Source organism: Micromonospora sp. WMMA1998 (assembly GCF_027497375.1).
Lineage (GTDB): Bacteria > Actinomycetota > Actinomycetes > Mycobacteriales > Micromonosporaceae > Micromonospora > Micromonospora sediminicola.
The window spans coordinates 1014405-1028420 of the sequence record NZ_CP114911.1; the positions used below are offsets into that span (position 1 = coordinate 1014405).

Sequence of the window (14016 nt, forward strand, 5' to 3'; positions counted from 1 at the left end):
GAGTCGAGCACGAAACAGCGCCGCCCCGACCTGTTGGTCGGGGCGGCGCTGGGCGTCGGTGTGCAGGTCGCCTCTCGGCGAGTGGCACGACGCGGCTCCAGCCGAACGGTATTCCGCGAAGGCAATTTAGGTGAGGCCCGGGGACACTGGACACACCGACGCTCTGCACAACGGTACCGGGGCCACGGTTCTTCCGCTGGCCGTCGTGACCCCGGTCACCGCCGGTCTCAGCTGTTCCAGTGCTGGGCGACGATGTCGGCGGCCTGCTGCTCCCACTGGGCGTAGTGGTCGGGGTAGGCCGAGACCTGGACGGTCTGCGCGGCGACGGTGAGGGGCATGTCCTGCCAGCCGTCGACCTGCTTGAGGGCCTTGAGGAACGCGGTGGTCGAGTACTCGGGGTCGGTGATCTGCTCCACGGTGCCCCAGCCGGAGGAGGGGCGCTGCTGGAACAGGCCCTGGGAGTCGTGGTCGTTGCGGTCGCCGAGGTGCCCGAGGTTCTCCAGCTTCGACTCCTGCAGGCTGGTGGCGATCGAGATGACCGCGGCGCGCTCGTCCATGCCGGTCTTCTTCGTGGCGGCGATGATCGCCTTGGCGTTGGCGGTCTGCTCGTCGTCGAGGTCGATGTGGGACTGGGCGCCCTGCACGCCGTGCGGGATCAGCGTGGCGGTGTCGAGGCGGGTCTGCACGGCCACGGCGCTCTCCCGCGGCGCGGGGGTGCCGTCGGAGTGGTTCAGCGGGCCGGCGGCGAGGCCACCGGCGACGGTCAGACCGGCGATACCGAGGATGCTCTTACGCAGCATGGTGTTCATGGGGGCTCCGTTCGGGGGTCGACGCGCCCGGGGGTGGGCACGCGAGCAGCCGTCAGGCGCTCGGAGAAGTCTTGGAGGGGAATTCCGGCGCGGCGCACGGGGCTCGGGGGGCCTGCTCGTGCACACCGGGACCAGAAATAACGACCGGCTGCCCGCCGTCATTCCGGCGTGGCGCGGTGCGCGCCTGCTCGGCCGTACCCCCTGTACAACGCCCCCGCCCCCACACCGATTCCGCCTTCCGGGTGACCCCCATCACCCCAAACACCCCCAAACCGCGCACGCCGCGCACGGGGCGGCGCGTGTTAAGCGGGGGCCCTTTTACTACCGGAGGCGTTAAGCAGGGGCCCTTCCTTACACCGCAGGCGGGGGCGGAGGGCGCGGGAGGAGTTACCCTGATGCCATGTCGGCCACCACCAGCGCGTACCTCGCCCGGCCCGGGCGACCCGCCGTGGTGGCACGCACCCTGGATGAGCTGGCCGGTCCCACCACCGGCATCGTCGAGCTGCCGGTGCGCCTGATGTGGAGCGCCGAACGCGCCTTCGACCTCGCCGACCCGGACGAGCTGCTCTGGATGTACGAGAACGTGCTGCGCGAGACCACCCGCGTGGCGGACCTGCGGGAGCTGATCCACGCGGGGACGCTGCGCCGGGTGTGGCCGCTGCTCAACCTGCCCCGAGGCGTCCGCCTGGCCTGGGAGGGCCGGCACGGGAGCCTGCGCGCCGCGTGACACATCCGCACGACTTCTACCGGAAGGTGGCCCGGGTCGCGCTCGCCGCCGCCGGCCGGCACCGGTTCGTGCTCGGCGGCGGGGTGGCGTGGGCGGCCCACGGCCTGGTCACCCGCCCCACCGAGGACGTCGACCTGTTCGCCGACGTGGAGGGCGCCCCCGCGGCGGCGGCGGACGGCGTACGCGCCGCGCTGGAGCGGGCCGGATACCAGGTCCAGGACGCCGACCCCGGTGGCCTGGGCGAGGTGTTCGACGGCTTCGACCGGGACCTGCGCGACTTCGTGGTGAGCCGGGACGGCCGGGAGATCCGGCTCAGCCTGGCCCGCCTGGACCGGCACCGCAGCCCGGTGGTGATGGACCTCGGCCCGGTGATGGACGTGCGGGACCTGATCGCCAACAAGACCGCCGCGCTGGTCAACCGCCGCGAGGTACGCGACTTCATCGACGTCGCCGCCGCGCTGGACCGCTACGACGTGGCCGACCTGCTGGACCTGGCCCGGCAGGTGGACCCGGCGCTGGACGACGAGGACGTGCGCGCCGCCGGCCGCTACCTGGACGGCCTGGCCGACCGGCGGTTCACCCGCTACGGCCTGGACGCCGCACGGATCGCCGAGGTGCGCCGCCGGATGGCCGTCTGGCCCCGTTGAGCGGCGGGGCCGGACGGCCGGTGGGCGGCACCGTCACTTCGTCGGCTTGCCGCCGGTGACGCCGAGGATCTCGCCGGTGACGTAGCTGGACTCCTGCGAGGCGAAGAAGACGTACGCCGGGGCCAGCTCGGCCGGCTGGCCGGGACGTCCCAGCGGCACGTCGGTGCCGAACTGCTTCACCTTCTCCGCCGGCATGGTGGCCGGGATCAGCGGCGTCCAGATCGGGCCGGGCGCGACGGCGTTCACCCGGATGCCCCGCTCGGCCAGGTTCAGCGCGAGCGCCTTGCTGAAGTTGGCGATGGCCGCCTTGGTGGTGGCGTAGTCGAGCAGCTCCGGCGACGGGTCGAAGGCCTGGATCGACGAGGTGTTGATGATCGTCGAGCCCTCTTTCATGTGCGGCACGGCGAGCTTGCACAGCCAGAACATGGCGTACACGTTGGTCTTGAAGACCCGGTCGAACTGCTCGGTGCTGATGTCGAGCAGGCCGTTGTCCTGCGACATCTGGTAGGCCGCGTTGTTGACCAGGATGTCGATGCCGCCGAGGTCGCGCAGCGCCCGGTCGACCAGCTCCCGGCAGTTGGCCTCCTCGCGCAGGTCGGTGCGGACCGCGACACCCCTGCGCCCGGCCTGCTCGATCAGGGCGACCGTCTCGCGGGCGTCCGCCTCCTCCTCCTCGCCGAGGTAGGAGACCAGGACGTCGGCGCCCTCCCGGGCGAAGGCGATCGCCACCGCGCGACCGATGCCGGAGTCGCCGCCGGTGATCACCGCCCGCTTGCCGCTGAGCCGGTCACTGCCCCGGTACGACTCCTCGCCATGATCAGGCTTCGGGCCCATCGCCTGCGTCGACCCGGGGGTGGACTGCTGTTGCGCCGGCTGGCCCTCGCGCTGGCCGTACTGCTCGGTGGGGTGCCGCGGGGTGAACTGGTCCTCGGTCATGACTGCGGCCCTACCCCGGCGGACCGGCGGAAAACAGCAACCGGTGACGGATGGCGGAACATCTCGGGCCGGTGTGGCGTGCGTGACAGGTGGTGGTTATGGTGCGCAACGGCGCCCACGAGGCGCGTACCCCCATGGAAAGGCACCTCATGACCTCCTCCTCCGGCGCCTCGCGCCGACAGGTGCTGGCCGTGGCGGCCGCCGCCGCGACCGCCCCGCTGCTCGCCGGCGCGCCCGCCGAGGCGAAGCCGAAGCAGCCGAAGACCTGGGACCTGACCGTCCTCGGCACCTCGGACACCCACGGCAACGTCTACAACTGGGACTACTACAAAGACGCCGAGTTCGACGACAGCAAGCACAACGACGTCGGCGTCGCGAAGCTGGCCACCCTGGTCAACCAGATCCGCGCCGAGCGCAAGGGCAGGGCCACGCTGGTCCTGGACGCCGGTGACACGATCCAGGGCACCCCGCTGGCCACCTACTACGCCAAGCAGGAGCCGATCACCAGCACCGGTGAGACGCACCCGATGGCCAACGCGATGAACGTGCTGAAGTACGACGCGGTCACGCTGGGCAACCACGAGTTCAACTACGGCCTGCCGCTGCTGGCCACCTGGATCGAGCAGCTCGGCTTCCCGGCGCTCGCCGCCAACGCGATCAACGCGAAGACCGGCAGGCCGGCGTTCCTCCCGTACGTGATCAAGGAGGTCAGGCTCGGCGGCCACGGCGCGCCGAAGCTGCGGGTCGGCATCCTCGGCCTGACCAACCCCGGCGTGGCCATCTGGGACAAGGCCAACGTCGAGGGCCGCCTGGTCTTCGCCGACATGGTCGCCACCGCCGCCAAGTGGGTGCCGGAGATGCGCCGGCGTGGCGCCGACGTGGTCATCATCTCCGCGCACGGCGGCGACAGCGGCACCTCCAGCTACGGCCCGGAGCTGCCGAACGAGAACCCGACCGCGCTGATCGCCGAGCAGGTCCCCGGCATCGACGCGATCCTGTTCGGCCACGCGCACAACGAGGTGCCGGAGAAGTTCGTCACCAACCTGAAGACCGGCAGGGCGGTGCTCACCTCCGAGCCGTCGAAGTGGGGCCAGCGCCTGACCCGGATGGACTTCACGCTGACCCGGGAGAAGGGCTGCTGGAAGGTCGTCGACTCGTCGGCCAGGACGCTGAACACCAACACCGTGGTCGAGGACCCGGCAGTGCTCGCGGCCGTGCGCGGCCAGCACGCCAAGACCGTCGAGTACGTCAACCGGGTGGTCGCGCAGTCGAGCGTGGAGCTGTCCGCCGCCGAGTCGCGCTACAACGACACCCCGATCCTCGACTTCATCAACCACGTGCAGACCGAGGTGGTCACCGCGGCGCTGGCCGGCGGGGCGTACGCGGGCCTGCCGGTGCTGTCGATCGCCGCGCCGTTCAGCCGCACCGCGGTCTTCCCGCAGGGCGACGTGCGGATCCGCGACGTGGCCGGCCTCTACGTCTACGACAACACCCTGGAGGCGGTCGTGCTGACCGGCGCCGAGGTGAAGGCGTACCTGGAGTACTCGGCGAAGTACTTCGTCACGGTGCCGGTGGGCGCGCCGGTCGACCCGGAGACCATCAGCGACCCGGCGGTGCCGGACTACAACTACGACGTGTTCTCCGGCGTCGACTACGACATCGACATCTCCAAGCCCGTCGGCCAGCGGATCACCCGCCTGGTGCTGGCCGGCACCGACACCCCGGTGGCGGCGGACGCGCAGTTCGTGGTGGCGGTGAACAACTACCGGCGCAGCGGCGGCGGCAACTTCCCCGGCATCGTGAAGACGCAGGTCTACAACGCGCAGCAGGAGATCCGCCAGCTGCTCATCGACTGGGCGCAGGCCAAGGGCGTCATCGACCCGGCCGACTTCTTCGTGCCCAACTGGAAGCTGGTCCGCGAGGGCGTTCCGGTCTTCTGATCCACCCCGGCGGCTGGCGGGGTCCGCCCCGTCAGCCGCCGGCGCGCAGGTGCCACTCGGACTCGCCGCCCGCCGGGTCCGGCCGGTCCGGGCGGGTGTCCGTCTCGGTGGACTCCGCCCGCTCCTCGGGGCGGACCCGGTTCGGCAGTTCGCCGAAGCGGACGTGCCGCAGGAACGCGTACTCCTCGTCGGTGAACGACTCACCCCGCTCGCTCATGCCCGCATTGTGCGCCCGCCCGACCGGGACCGGTATCAACCTCTCCGGCACGGGTATGCCGCCGCGACAGCCGTCGGCGACGAGGTGGAGGCGACATGCGCGCGGTACGGATGACCGCTCCCGGGGTGCTGGAACTGGCCGAGGTGCCCACGCCCGAGGCCGGGCCCGGTGAGGTGCTGCTGCGCGTCGGCGCGGTCGGCGCCTGCCACTCCGACCTGCACATCCTCGACGCGGCGGCGGGGATGTTCACCACCCCGATGACGCTGGGCCACGAGATCGCCGGCACGGTCGAGGCGGCCGGGCCCGGCGTGGACGGCTGGTCGTCCGGGGACCGGGCCGCGGTCTACGGCATCATCGGCTGCGGGCGCTGCCGGGCCTGCCTGCGCGGCGAGGAGAACCGCTGCCGGGTCACGCCGGTCGGCGGCATCGGGCTCAGCCGCGACGGCGGGCTGGCCGAGTACGTGGTGGTGCCCGCGTCCCGGCTGCTGCACGTGGGCGACATGGACCTGACCCAGGCGGCCCCGCTGACCGACGCCGGGCTGACCCCGTACCACGCGGTGGAGCTGGCCCGGCCCCGGCTTCGGCCCGGCACCACCTGCGTGGTGATCGGCATCGGTGGGCTGGGCCACATGGCGGTGCAGATCCTGCTCGCCACCACTGCGGTGCGGATCGTCGCGGTGGACACCAACGTCGCGGCGCTGGACCTGGCCAGCCGCCTCGGCGCCCATCACGTGGTGCAGGCCGGCCCGGACTCGGTCGACAAGATCCGCGACCTGGTCGGCCCGCCGCCGGACGGCGCGGACGTGGTGCTCGACTTCGTCGGCGCGCAGCCCACGCTGGACACCGCCCGGCAGGTCGTCGCGACCGGCGGTCAGCTGCTGCTGGTGGGCCTGGCCGGTGGCACGCTGCCGGTCCGGCCGGTCGCCGACGAACCGCCCACGGTGCCGCTGGAGACCGGCGTGGTGGTCCCGTTCTGGGGCACCCGCGCGGAACTCCAGGAGGTGGTCGCGCTGGCGCGCGACGGCCGGCTGCACGCCGACGTGCAGACGTTCCCGCTGGCCGAGGCGCCCGAGGCGTACGAGGCGTTGCGCCGGGGCGACATCCACGGCCGGGCGGTCATCGTCCCCTGAGCGGGGGCAGCCGGTCGAGCACGGCCAGCGCGGCCCGCACCGGCCGCCGGTCGAGCACCTCGGCGAAACTGGCCCGCCCCTGGCAGAAGCGGGCGAACATCCGCCAGCCGGGCGGGCTGGCCAGCATCGCGTGGAACACGTCGGGGCGGCGCTCGAAGACCTCCAGCAGCCGGTGGCCGGCGCGCATCTCCGGCACCAGCCGCCGGTGGACCTCCCGCCCGTACGCGTCGAGGTCGCCGGCGGCGACCGCCTCGCCGGCCAGCCGACCGGAGCGCAGCGCGTAGCTGATCCCCTCCCGGCTCCACGGTTCCAGCAGGCCGGCCGCGTCGCCGGCGACCAGCACCCGCCCGTGACGCAGCGGTGAGTCCTCGGCGCGGCAACGGGTGAGGTGGCCCGAGTCGTGCTCCGGGCTCACCCCGGACAGTCCCACCCGGTCGACGAAGTCGCGCAGGTAGGCCCGGGTCCGCTCGCCCTCACCCCGGGCGGAGATGACGCCGACGGTGAGCCGGTCGCCCTTGGGGAAGACCCAGGCGTACGAGCCGGGCACCGGCCCCCAGTCGATCAGCAGCCGACCCCGCCACCGCTGCTGATCGGCGGCGGACGCCGGCAGCTCCAACTCCAGCCCGAGGTCGACCTGGCGGAACCGCGCCCCGACGTGTCGGGCGGTCACCCCGGAGGAGCCGTCCGCGCCGACCACCGTACGGGCGTGCACCACCTCGCCGTCGGCCAGCCGCAGGCGTACCCCGTCGGGGTCCTGCTCCACCGCGCGAACCGCGACGCCCTCGCGGACCTGGGCGCCGGCCGTGACCGCGGCGGCGCGCAACCGATGGTCGAACTCCTCCCGGCGGATCATGGTGACCAACGGCGCGGGGTGCCGGCGGGTGAACGCCCGTCGCCCGTCCCGAGTGAACGTGACCCGGTCGACCCGGTCGTGCGCGGGCGCCTCGATCCGCCCGTCGACCTCGGCCAGCGAGGTGCCGATCAGGCCGCCGCCGCAGGTCTTGTACCGGGGATGGGTGGCCCGCTCGACCACCAGCGTGTGCACACCGGCCCGGGCCGCCGCGACGGCGGCGGAGAGTCCGGCGGGCCCGCCACCGACCACGACGAGGTCCCAGATGATCACGGGTGCAGCCTAGCCGGGACCACCCGGCAGGACCCTCGATCGGGTGGGCATCAACGTCGTCGGCCCGGGTAACCGCCGGTCGCCGGCCGTCCGCCGATCGGACGGTCCACGCCGAGGAGGGACGCGATGCCTCAGGTCCAGTTGTCCGCGGTCGAGGAACGGGTGTACCAGGCGGTCTCCGCGCTGGAGGTGCGGGGACACGTCCCCTACCCGGACCTGATCGCCGAGGAGACCGGTATGACCGAGGAGGAGCTGCGGGAACCGCTGCACGCGCTCACCGAGCGGGGGCTGCTGCACCGGGAGGACTCGCCGATGTCCGGCCTGGACTTCGGACCGCGGTGGTGCGCACGTCAGACGGCCTGATCGCGTCGTTTGCCCCACCGGGGGCCGGGTAGCGATCGGGGAGCGTGATCGACGGTCGGTGGGGGGCGCGATGAGCGGGGACCGGTCGTCGACGCCGGTGCAGGACACCGGGTACGACGACCGGCGCCGCTGGCGCGCGCTCGGCGTCGGTCTGGTCGCGGCGTTCATGACGCTGCTGGACGTCAGCATCGTCAACGTCGCCGTGCCGTCCATCGACCGGGCGCTCGGCGCCACCCCGAGCGACCTGCAGTGGGTGCTCTCCGGGTACGCGCTGACGTTCGGCCTGGTGCTGGTGCCCGCCGGGCGGTTCGGCGACGCGCGTGGCCGGCGTACCGCCTTCGTGGTCGGGGTGGGACTGTTCACGCTGACCAGCGCGCTGGCCGGCCTGGCCACCTCACCGACGTGGCTGATCATCGCCCGGCTGGTGCAGGGCGCCGCCGCCGGCGTGGTCAACCCCCAGGTCAGCGGCATGATCCAGCAGCTGTTCCGGGGCGCCGACCGGGGTCGCGCGTTCGGGCTGCTCGGCGCCACCATCGGCATCTCCACCGCGGTCGGGCCACTGCTCGGCGGGCTGCTCATCCAGCTCGGCGGCGCCGAGCACGGCTGGCGTTGGGTGTTCTTCGTGAACATCCCGGTCGGCATCGTGGCCATGGTGCTCGGGTGGCGTCTCGTGCCGGCCCGGCCGACCGGCCAGCCCGACCGGCACCGGCTCGACCCGGTCGGCGTGCTGCTGCTCGGCGTCGGCGTCACCGTGATCCTGCTGCCGCTGGTGCAGCGGGAGCAGTGGCAGGGCTCGGCCAAGTGGTTGCTGATCCCCGTCGGCCTGCTGCTGCTGGCCGCGTTCGCGCTCTGGGAACGCCGCTACGCCCGGCACACCCAGCCGCTGTTCGACCTGCGGCTGTTCACGCTGCGCTCGTACACGCTGGGCGCGCTGATCGGCCTGATCTACTTCGCCGGCTTCACCGCTATCTTCTTCATCTTCACGCTCTACCTGCAGATGGGCCTGGGTTACAGCGCGCTGGTCGCCGGCCTGGCGATCACCCCGTTCGCGCTCGGCTCGGCGGTCGCGTCGGCGCTGGGCGGACGGGTGGTCACCCGCTACGGCCGCCCGCTGGTCGCCGTCGGGCTGGCGGCCGTGGTGCTCGGGCTGGTCGCGACGGACCTGGTGCTGGCCGGTGGGCCGCACGACGACGTGCCGCTGCGGACCGCGCTGCCGCTGCTCGTCGCCGGCCTCGGCAGCGGCCTGGTGATCGCGCCGAACCAGACGCTCACGCTCTCCGAGGTGCCGGTGCCGATGGCCGGTAGCGGCGCCGGCATGCTCCAGACCGGGCAGCGGATCGGCTCGGCCGCCGGGATCGCGGCGGTCGGCGCGTTGTTCTTCTCGACCCTGGCCGCCAACCGGGGCGACTGGTCGGTGGCGTTCCGGCACTCACTGCTGCTGGCCGCCGGGATCATCGTGCTGGCGCTGGTCGCCGCGGTGGTGGACATCGTCTTCGGTCACCGGAGCTCCGGCGCCCCGTCGCGATCCTGACCGGTCGGCGTCCTCGGGGCCGGGCAGCAGGACCGTGGTGAGCAGCCGCCGGCTGCGCCCGGGGCCGGCGGGCAGCGCCGCGTACTCGGCGAACAGGCCGCGGAACCGGGCGACGAACTCGGCCGTCTCGGCGTCGCTGGCGTGGAAGGCGTTCTGCCGGTAGCCGGCCTGGTCGCGGCCCAGGTCACCGCCGCCGCCGTCGAGATAGCGGTCGAAGTCGGCGAGCAGACCGGAGACGAACGTGAGGAATGCCTGGCGGTGCCGTTGCGGGCTCAGGGCACGCGCGGTCTCCGCGTCCACCGACGCCGCCACCTCGTTCAGCCGGTAGCTCCGTTCGACAGCGCCGCGCGCCCGCCGCTCCCCCACCACGTGCAGCACGTCGTGGTCGACCAGCGTGGCGACCTGCCGGTAGAGCGTCGCCGGCGGCACGTCGCTCAGCTCCGCCCGCAGGTCGGTGGTGGTCAGTGTCCGGCCGCCGAGGAACGCCTGGACGACACGCAGCCGGATCGGGTGGAGCAGCAGCTCCGTGGTGTCGAGCACCACAGACACCTCCCTGTTCTTCTCATCAGCGGTAATGTTATCAGCAGTGAGAACAAATGAGGAGGAGCCCCGATGGCCACCGTCCACCTGACCGCCGACCGGATCCACGTCCGCCTCACCGCCGCCGAGAAGGTGTGGGCCCTGCGCGGCGACCTGTCGTTCCCCCGTTCCGCCGTCCGGGCCGTCACCGTCGTGCCCGACGGTCTGCAGGCAACTCGCGGCCTCCGGGCGCCCGGACTCGGCGTACCCGGGCTGCGCAAGGTCGGCACCTGGCGCGGCGCCGCCGGTCGGGAGTTCGTCAGCGTCCGCGCCGGCCAGCCCGCCGTCCGGATCACCCTCGCCGACCAGCGGTACGACGCCCTGCTCGTCGGCGCCGACGACGCCGCGACGCTCGCCGAGGCGGTGCGCGGATGAGCACCGGCCGGACCATGGAGTTCACCTCACACGGCCACCGGCTGGTCGGCACGCTCACCCGGCCCGACGGAGCCGGCCCGTGTCCGGGGGCGTTGCTGCTGCCCGGTTCCGGCCCCCTGAACCGCGACGGCGACCACCGGCGTCTCCCCTTGGGGATCCAACGCGACCTGGCGGCGGCCCTGACCGCCGCCGGAACGGCCACCCTCCGGTACGACCGCCGGGGCGTCGGCGACAGCACCGGCGAGTTCCTGCGTGCCGGGTTCCACGACAACGTCGAGGACGCGGCGGCCGCGCTCGCCGCGCTCGCCGCCGACCCGGCCGTCGACCCCCGGAAACTGTTCCTGGTCGGGCACAGCGAGGGCGCCCTCACCGCCGTGGCGCTGGCCGCCCGAGGCGTCCCGCTGGCCGGGGTGGTCCTGCTCGCCGGCACCGGCCGCACCGGCGCCGAGGTGCTGCGCCGGCAGGCGGCCCGGCTGCTGCCCACGCTGCCCGCGCCGGTGCGCCTGCTGCTCCGGCTCACCCGCACCGACCTGGTGGCCAAGGTCGCCCGCAACCACGAGAAGATCCTCGCCACCACCGCGGATGTGGCCCGGATCGGCGGGCAGCGGCTCAACGCCCGGTGGATGCGGGAGTTCCTGCGGTACGACCCTCGGCCGGACCTGGCTCGGGTGCACGTCCCCGTCCTCGCGGTCACCGGCGACAAGGACCTGCAGACCGACCCGGCGGACCTGGCCGTCATCGCCGCCGCCGCGGGCGGGCCGGTGCTGACCCGGCTGCTCCCCGACGTCACGCACGTGCTGCGCCGCCAACCCGGCCCGCCGTCGCTGCGGGCGTACCGCCGCGAGGTCCGGGAACCGGTCGACCGGTCCGTGCTCGACGCGGTGCTCCCGTGGCTCACCGCGCGAGCCGCCGACGTCGCCTGACCGACCCCGCGGACGACCGCCAGACGAACCGACGGGGAAGAACCGACGAAATCCACGCCCGGGGGCAGCGCGGCGGACGTCGACAACGGTAGATACAAGGGTCATGACGCACACCCTCGACCGTCGTACCCTCCTTCGCCTGGCCGGAGCCTCCGCCGGCACCGCCGTGCTCGCCGGCGCCACCCTGGCCGGCACCTCCCCCGCCGGCGCGGCCACCGCCGCGTTCCGCCACGGCGTCGCCTCCGGCGACCCGCTGCCGGACGGGATCCTGCTCTGGACCCGGGTCACCCCCACCCCCGACGCGCTGCCCGGCTCCGGCGCCGGCCCGGACGTGGAGGTGACCTGGCAGGTCGCCGCCGACCCGGACTTCGCCGCGCCGGTGGCCGCCGGCACGTTCCCCACCGGGGCCGCCCGCGACCACACCGTGAAGGTCGCCGTCTCGGGTCTCGCCCCAGCGACCACCTACTGGTACCGCTTCGGGTACGCCGACGCCTGGTCCCCGGCGGGTCGCACCACCACCGCCCCGCCGGTCGACGCGCCGGTGGACCGGCTGCGGCTGGGCGTGGTGTCCTGCGCGAACTGGGAGGCCGGCTACTTCGCGGCGTACCGGCGGCTGGCCGACCGGGACGACCTGAACCTGGTCGTCCACCTCGGCGACTACCTCTACGAGTACGGGACCGGCGAGTTCGCCGCCGCCGGCCGGGTGGTGCGGCCCACCCAGCCGCCGCACGAGGTGCTCACGCTGGCCGACTACCGGATCCGGCACGCGCTCTACAAGACCGACCCGCACCTGCAGGCGCTGCACGCGGCGGTGCCGTGGATCATCACCTGGGACGACCACGAGGTGGCCAACGACGAATGGTCCGGTGGCGCGGAGAACCACACGCCCGGCACCGAGGGACCGTTCGCCGACCGGCTCGCCGCCGCCCGGCAGGCGTACCTGGAGTGGATGCCGGTGCGCGTCGGCGTCGACGGGGCGATCTACCGGCGGTTCCGCTTCGGCCAGCTGGCCGAGCTGTCCATGCTGGACCTGCGCTCGTACCGGTCGGCGCAGGCCACCGGCACGGCCGTCGACGACCCGGCCCGCACGATCACCGGCGACGCCCAGATGGCCTGGCTAAAGACCGGCCTGTCCGGGTCCACGGCCCGCTGGAAGCTGGTCGGCAACCCGGTGATGATCGCCCGGGTGGACGTGGGCGCGCTGCCGGCGTGGCTGCTCGGCCCGCTCGGCAAGCTGCTCGGCATCCCGGAGAACGGCGCGGTGCTCAACGCCGACCAGTGGGACGGGTACAACGCCGACCGCAACGAGCTGGTGGACCACATCCGGACCACCGGCACGCGGGACGTGGTGTTCCTGACCGGCGACATCCACACCTCGTGGGCCAACGAGGTCACCACCCGCGCCACCGGGTCGGCCAACCCGGCCGCGGCCGAGTTCGTGGTGCCGTCGGTGACCAGCGACAACGTCAACGACTTCCTGAAGCTGCCGGCGGGCAACGTGCTGAGCCAGCTCGGCGCCGGCCTGATCCGCTCCACCAACCCCCACGTGCGGTGGACCGAACTCGACGGACACGGGTACGGGGTCTTCGAGGTGACCCCGCAGCGCTGCCGGATGGACTGGTACCACCTGGCCGACCGCACCAGCAGCACCAGCGGCAGCCGGTGGGTGGCCGGCTGGTCGGTGGGGACCGGGTCGTCCCGGCTGCGGGCCGAGGCCGCACCGGCCTGACCCCTTTCCGGTACGCGCGAAACGCCGGCACCCCTGTTCGGAGTGCCGGCCTTTCGCGTAGGTCTTACTTGGTCCAGTGCTCGGCCACGATGTCGGTGGCCTGCTTCTCCCACTGCGCGTAGGCGTCCGGGTAGGCGGAGACCTGCACGGTCTGGGCGGCGTCGGTCAGGGGCATCTTGTCCCAGCCGTCGACCTGCTTCAGACCCTTCAAGAAGGCCAGGGTGGAGTACTCGGGGTCGGTGATCTGCTCCGGCGTACCCCAACCGCTCGACGGGCGCTGCTGGAACAGGCCCAGCGAGTCGTGGTCATTGCGGTCGCCGAGGTGCCCGAGGTTCTCCAGCTTCGACTCCTGCAGGGCGGTGGCGATCGAGATGACCGCGGCCCGCTCCGGCAGACCGGCCTTCTTCGTCGCGGCGATGATCGCCTTCGCGTTGGCGGTCTGCTCGTCGTTCAGCGTGATGCTCGACTGCTCACCCTGCACGGAGGCGACCGCGACGGGCTTACCGGCGGCGTGGGCGGGGGTGTCGGCGTGGGCGGCGACCGGACCGGCGAACACGCCACCGGTGAAGGCCAGACCAGCGATACCCAGGATGCTCTTACGCAGGATCGTGTTCATCAGGGGGCTCCATTCGGGGGTCAACACACCGGGGGGTGTGGGCACCGTCAGGCGCTCAACAATGTCTTGAGGGGGATCCGGCACGCTCGCGGGGCCGGGGGCCAGCTCACGGGGGCCGGGGTTGTCCGGCAGGCTCGCGGGGCGGGGGCCCGCACGCGGCGCCGGGATGATGTGTAACGACCGGCGGCCTGCCGTCACTCCCCGCCGGGGGCGGGGCGGCTCGGGGGGTCGCCTGCTCGGTCGTTCACCCGTCTACAACGCGGCCGAGCCGGCGGCGATTCCACACCCGGGGTGCCGCCCACCACCGCCGAACCGGACACCCACCCCACCCGGGCAGCCGGGCAACCATGGGTGATCCCGGCACAGGAGAC

Annotated in this window: 15 protein-coding genes; 9 read left to right on the top strand and 6 right to left on the bottom strand. The window is 73.2% G+C overall.

Annotated elements, in window-relative coordinates:
* Positions 1-227 precede the first annotated feature (227 nt).
* A complete protein-coding gene (locus O7600_RS04155; protein ID WP_281592371.1) occupies positions 228-809 on the bottom strand; it encodes a hypothetical protein in 582 nt (193 codons plus the stop codon).
* A 400-nt stretch (positions 810-1209) separates the two neighbouring features.
* On the opposite strand from O7600_RS04155, the gene O7600_RS04160 reads away from it, so the two are divergent.
* Both O7600_RS04160 and O7600_RS04165 read left to right on the top strand, forming a co-directional pair.
* A complete protein-coding gene (locus O7600_RS04160) occupies positions 1210-1536 on the top strand; it encodes a hypothetical protein (protein ID WP_281592372.1) in 327 nt (108 codons plus the stop codon).
* Complete coding sequence (locus O7600_RS04165; protein WP_281592373.1) at positions 1533-2183, top strand: nucleotidyl transferase AbiEii/AbiGii toxin family protein; 651 nt, start codon at positions 1533-1535, stop codon at positions 2181-2183. The genes O7600_RS04160 and O7600_RS04165 overlap by 4 nt, the downstream gene beginning before the upstream one ends.
* A 33-nt stretch (positions 2184-2216) precedes the next feature.
* Here O7600_RS04165 and O7600_RS04170 read toward each other — a convergent pair whose 3' ends face one another.
* Positions 2217-3119 (bottom strand): SDR family oxidoreductase, encoded by a 903-nt coding sequence (locus tag O7600_RS04170; RefSeq protein ID WP_281592374.1) that lies wholly within the window; start codon positions 3117-3119, stop codon positions 2217-2219.
* A gap of 149 nt (positions 3120-3268) precedes the next feature.
* On the opposite strand from O7600_RS04170, the gene O7600_RS04175 reads away from it, so the two are divergent.
* The gene (locus tag O7600_RS04175) at positions 3269-5059 is read left to right on the top strand and encodes a 5'-nucleotidase C-terminal domain-containing protein (RefSeq protein ID WP_281592375.1); all 1791 of its coding nucleotides are present in this window, start codon (positions 3269-3271) and stop codon (positions 5057-5059) included.
* A 31-nt stretch (positions 5060-5090) separates the two neighbouring features.
* Here O7600_RS04175 and O7600_RS04180 read toward each other — a convergent pair whose 3' ends face one another.
* The gene (locus O7600_RS04180; RefSeq protein WP_091574376.1) at positions 5091-5276 is read right to left on the bottom strand and encodes a hypothetical protein; all 186 of its coding nucleotides are present in this window, start codon (positions 5274-5276) and stop codon (positions 5091-5093) included.
* Positions 5277-5371: 95 nt separating this feature from the next.
* Here O7600_RS04180 and O7600_RS04185 point away from each other — a divergent pair, with 95 nt between their 5' ends.
* Positions 5372-6406 (top strand): NAD(P)-dependent alcohol dehydrogenase, encoded by a 1035-nt coding sequence (locus tag O7600_RS04185; protein ID WP_281592376.1) that lies wholly within the window; start codon positions 5372-5374, stop codon positions 6404-6406.
* On the opposite strand, the gene O7600_RS04190 is transcribed toward O7600_RS04185, so the two are convergent.
* The gene (locus O7600_RS04190; RefSeq protein ID WP_281592377.1) at positions 6393-7529 is read right to left on the bottom strand and encodes a geranylgeranyl reductase family protein; all 1137 of its coding nucleotides are present in this window, start codon (positions 7527-7529) and stop codon (positions 6393-6395) included. The genes O7600_RS04185 and O7600_RS04190 overlap by 14 nt on opposite strands.
* A gap of 126 nt (positions 7530-7655) precedes the next feature.
* Here O7600_RS04190 and O7600_RS04195 point away from each other — a divergent pair, with 126 nt between their 5' ends.
* Together O7600_RS04195 and O7600_RS04200 are read left to right on the top strand one after the other, a co-directional pair.
* The gene (locus tag O7600_RS04195; protein ID WP_091574374.1) at positions 7656-7892 is read left to right on the top strand and encodes a hypothetical protein; all 237 of its coding nucleotides are present in this window, start codon (positions 7656-7658) and stop codon (positions 7890-7892) included.
* Positions 7893-7962: 70 nt separating this feature from the next.
* The gene (locus O7600_RS04200; RefSeq protein ID WP_281592378.1) at positions 7963-9423 is read left to right on the top strand and encodes an MFS transporter; all 1461 of its coding nucleotides are present in this window, start codon (positions 7963-7965) and stop codon (positions 9421-9423) included.
* Here the strand turns inward: O7600_RS04200 and O7600_RS04205 are convergent.
* Positions 9322-9963 carry a helix-turn-helix domain-containing protein gene (locus O7600_RS04205; protein ID WP_281592379.1) on the bottom strand — a complete coding sequence of 214 codons (642 nt, stop codon included), beginning with the start codon at positions 9961-9963 and terminating at the stop codon, positions 9322-9324. The two genes, O7600_RS04200 and O7600_RS04205, sit on opposite strands and share 102 nt — an antisense overlap.
* A gap of 72 nt (positions 9964-10035) precedes the next feature.
* Between O7600_RS04205 and O7600_RS04210 the strand changes: the two genes are divergently transcribed.
* From O7600_RS04210 to O7600_RS04220, 3 genes are all read left to right on the top strand, one after another.
* On the top strand, positions 10036-10377 hold the full coding sequence (locus O7600_RS04210; protein WP_281592380.1) for a hypothetical protein: 342 nt from the start codon (positions 10036-10038) through the stop codon (positions 10375-10377).
* Positions 10374-11300 (top strand): alpha/beta fold hydrolase, encoded by a 927-nt coding sequence (locus O7600_RS04215; protein WP_281592381.1) that lies wholly within the window; start codon positions 10374-10376, stop codon positions 11298-11300. Before O7600_RS04210 ends, O7600_RS04215 begins: the two co-directional genes overlap by 4 nt.
* Positions 11301-11403: 103 nt before the next feature.
* Positions 11404-13029: an alkaline phosphatase D family protein gene (locus tag O7600_RS04220; protein ID WP_281592382.1), complete on the top strand. Its 1626-nt coding sequence runs from the start codon at positions 11404-11406 to the stop codon at positions 13027-13029.
* Positions 13030-13093: 64 nt separating this feature from the next.
* On the opposite strand, the gene O7600_RS04225 is transcribed toward O7600_RS04220, so the two are convergent.
* Positions 13094-13645, bottom strand: coding sequence for a hypothetical protein (locus O7600_RS04225; RefSeq protein WP_281591132.1), 552 nt, complete (start codon positions 13643-13645; stop codon positions 13094-13096).
* Between the last annotated feature and the right edge of the window lie 371 nt (positions 13646-14016).

Coding starts and splice junctions, on each gene's coding strand:
- O7600_RS04220 (WP_281592382.1), top strand. CDS start 11,404: ATGACGCACACCCTCGACCGTCGTACCCTCCTTCGCCTGGCCGGAGCC.
- O7600_RS04210 (WP_281592380.1), top strand. CDS start 10,036: ATGGCCACCGTCCACCTGACCGCCGACCGGATCCACGTCCGCCTCACC.
- O7600_RS04160 (WP_281592372.1), top strand. CDS start 1,210: ATGTCGGCCACCACCAGCGCGTACCTCGCCCGGCCCGGGCGACCCGCC.
- O7600_RS04175 (WP_281592375.1), top strand. CDS start 3,269: ATGACCTCCTCCTCCGGCGCCTCGCGCCGACAGGTGCTGGCCGTGGCG.
- O7600_RS04200 (WP_281592378.1), top strand. CDS start 7,963: ATGAGCGGGGACCGGTCGTCGACGCCGGTGCAGGACACCGGGTACGAC.
- O7600_RS04170 (WP_281592374.1), bottom strand. CDS start 3,119: ATGACCGAGGACCAGTTCACCCCGCGGCACCCCACCGAGCAGTACGGC.
- O7600_RS04215 (WP_281592381.1), top strand. CDS start 10,374: ATGAGCACCGGCCGGACCATGGAGTTCACCTCACACGGCCACCGGCTG.
- O7600_RS04195 (WP_091574374.1), top strand. CDS start 7,656: ATGCCTCAGGTCCAGTTGTCCGCGGTCGAGGAACGGGTGTACCAGGCG.
- O7600_RS04180 (WP_091574376.1), bottom strand. CDS start 5,276: ATGAGCGAGCGGGGTGAGTCGTTCACCGACGAGGAGTACGCGTTCCTG.
- O7600_RS04155 (WP_281592371.1), bottom strand. CDS start 809: ATGAACACCATGCTGCGTAAGAGCATCCTCGGTATCGCCGGTCTGACC.
- O7600_RS04225 (WP_281591132.1), bottom strand. CDS start 13,645: ATGAACACGATCCTGCGTAAGAGCATCCTGGGTATCGCTGGTCTGGCC.
- O7600_RS04185 (WP_281592376.1), top strand. CDS start 5,372: ATGCGCGCGGTACGGATGACCGCTCCCGGGGTGCTGGAACTGGCCGAG.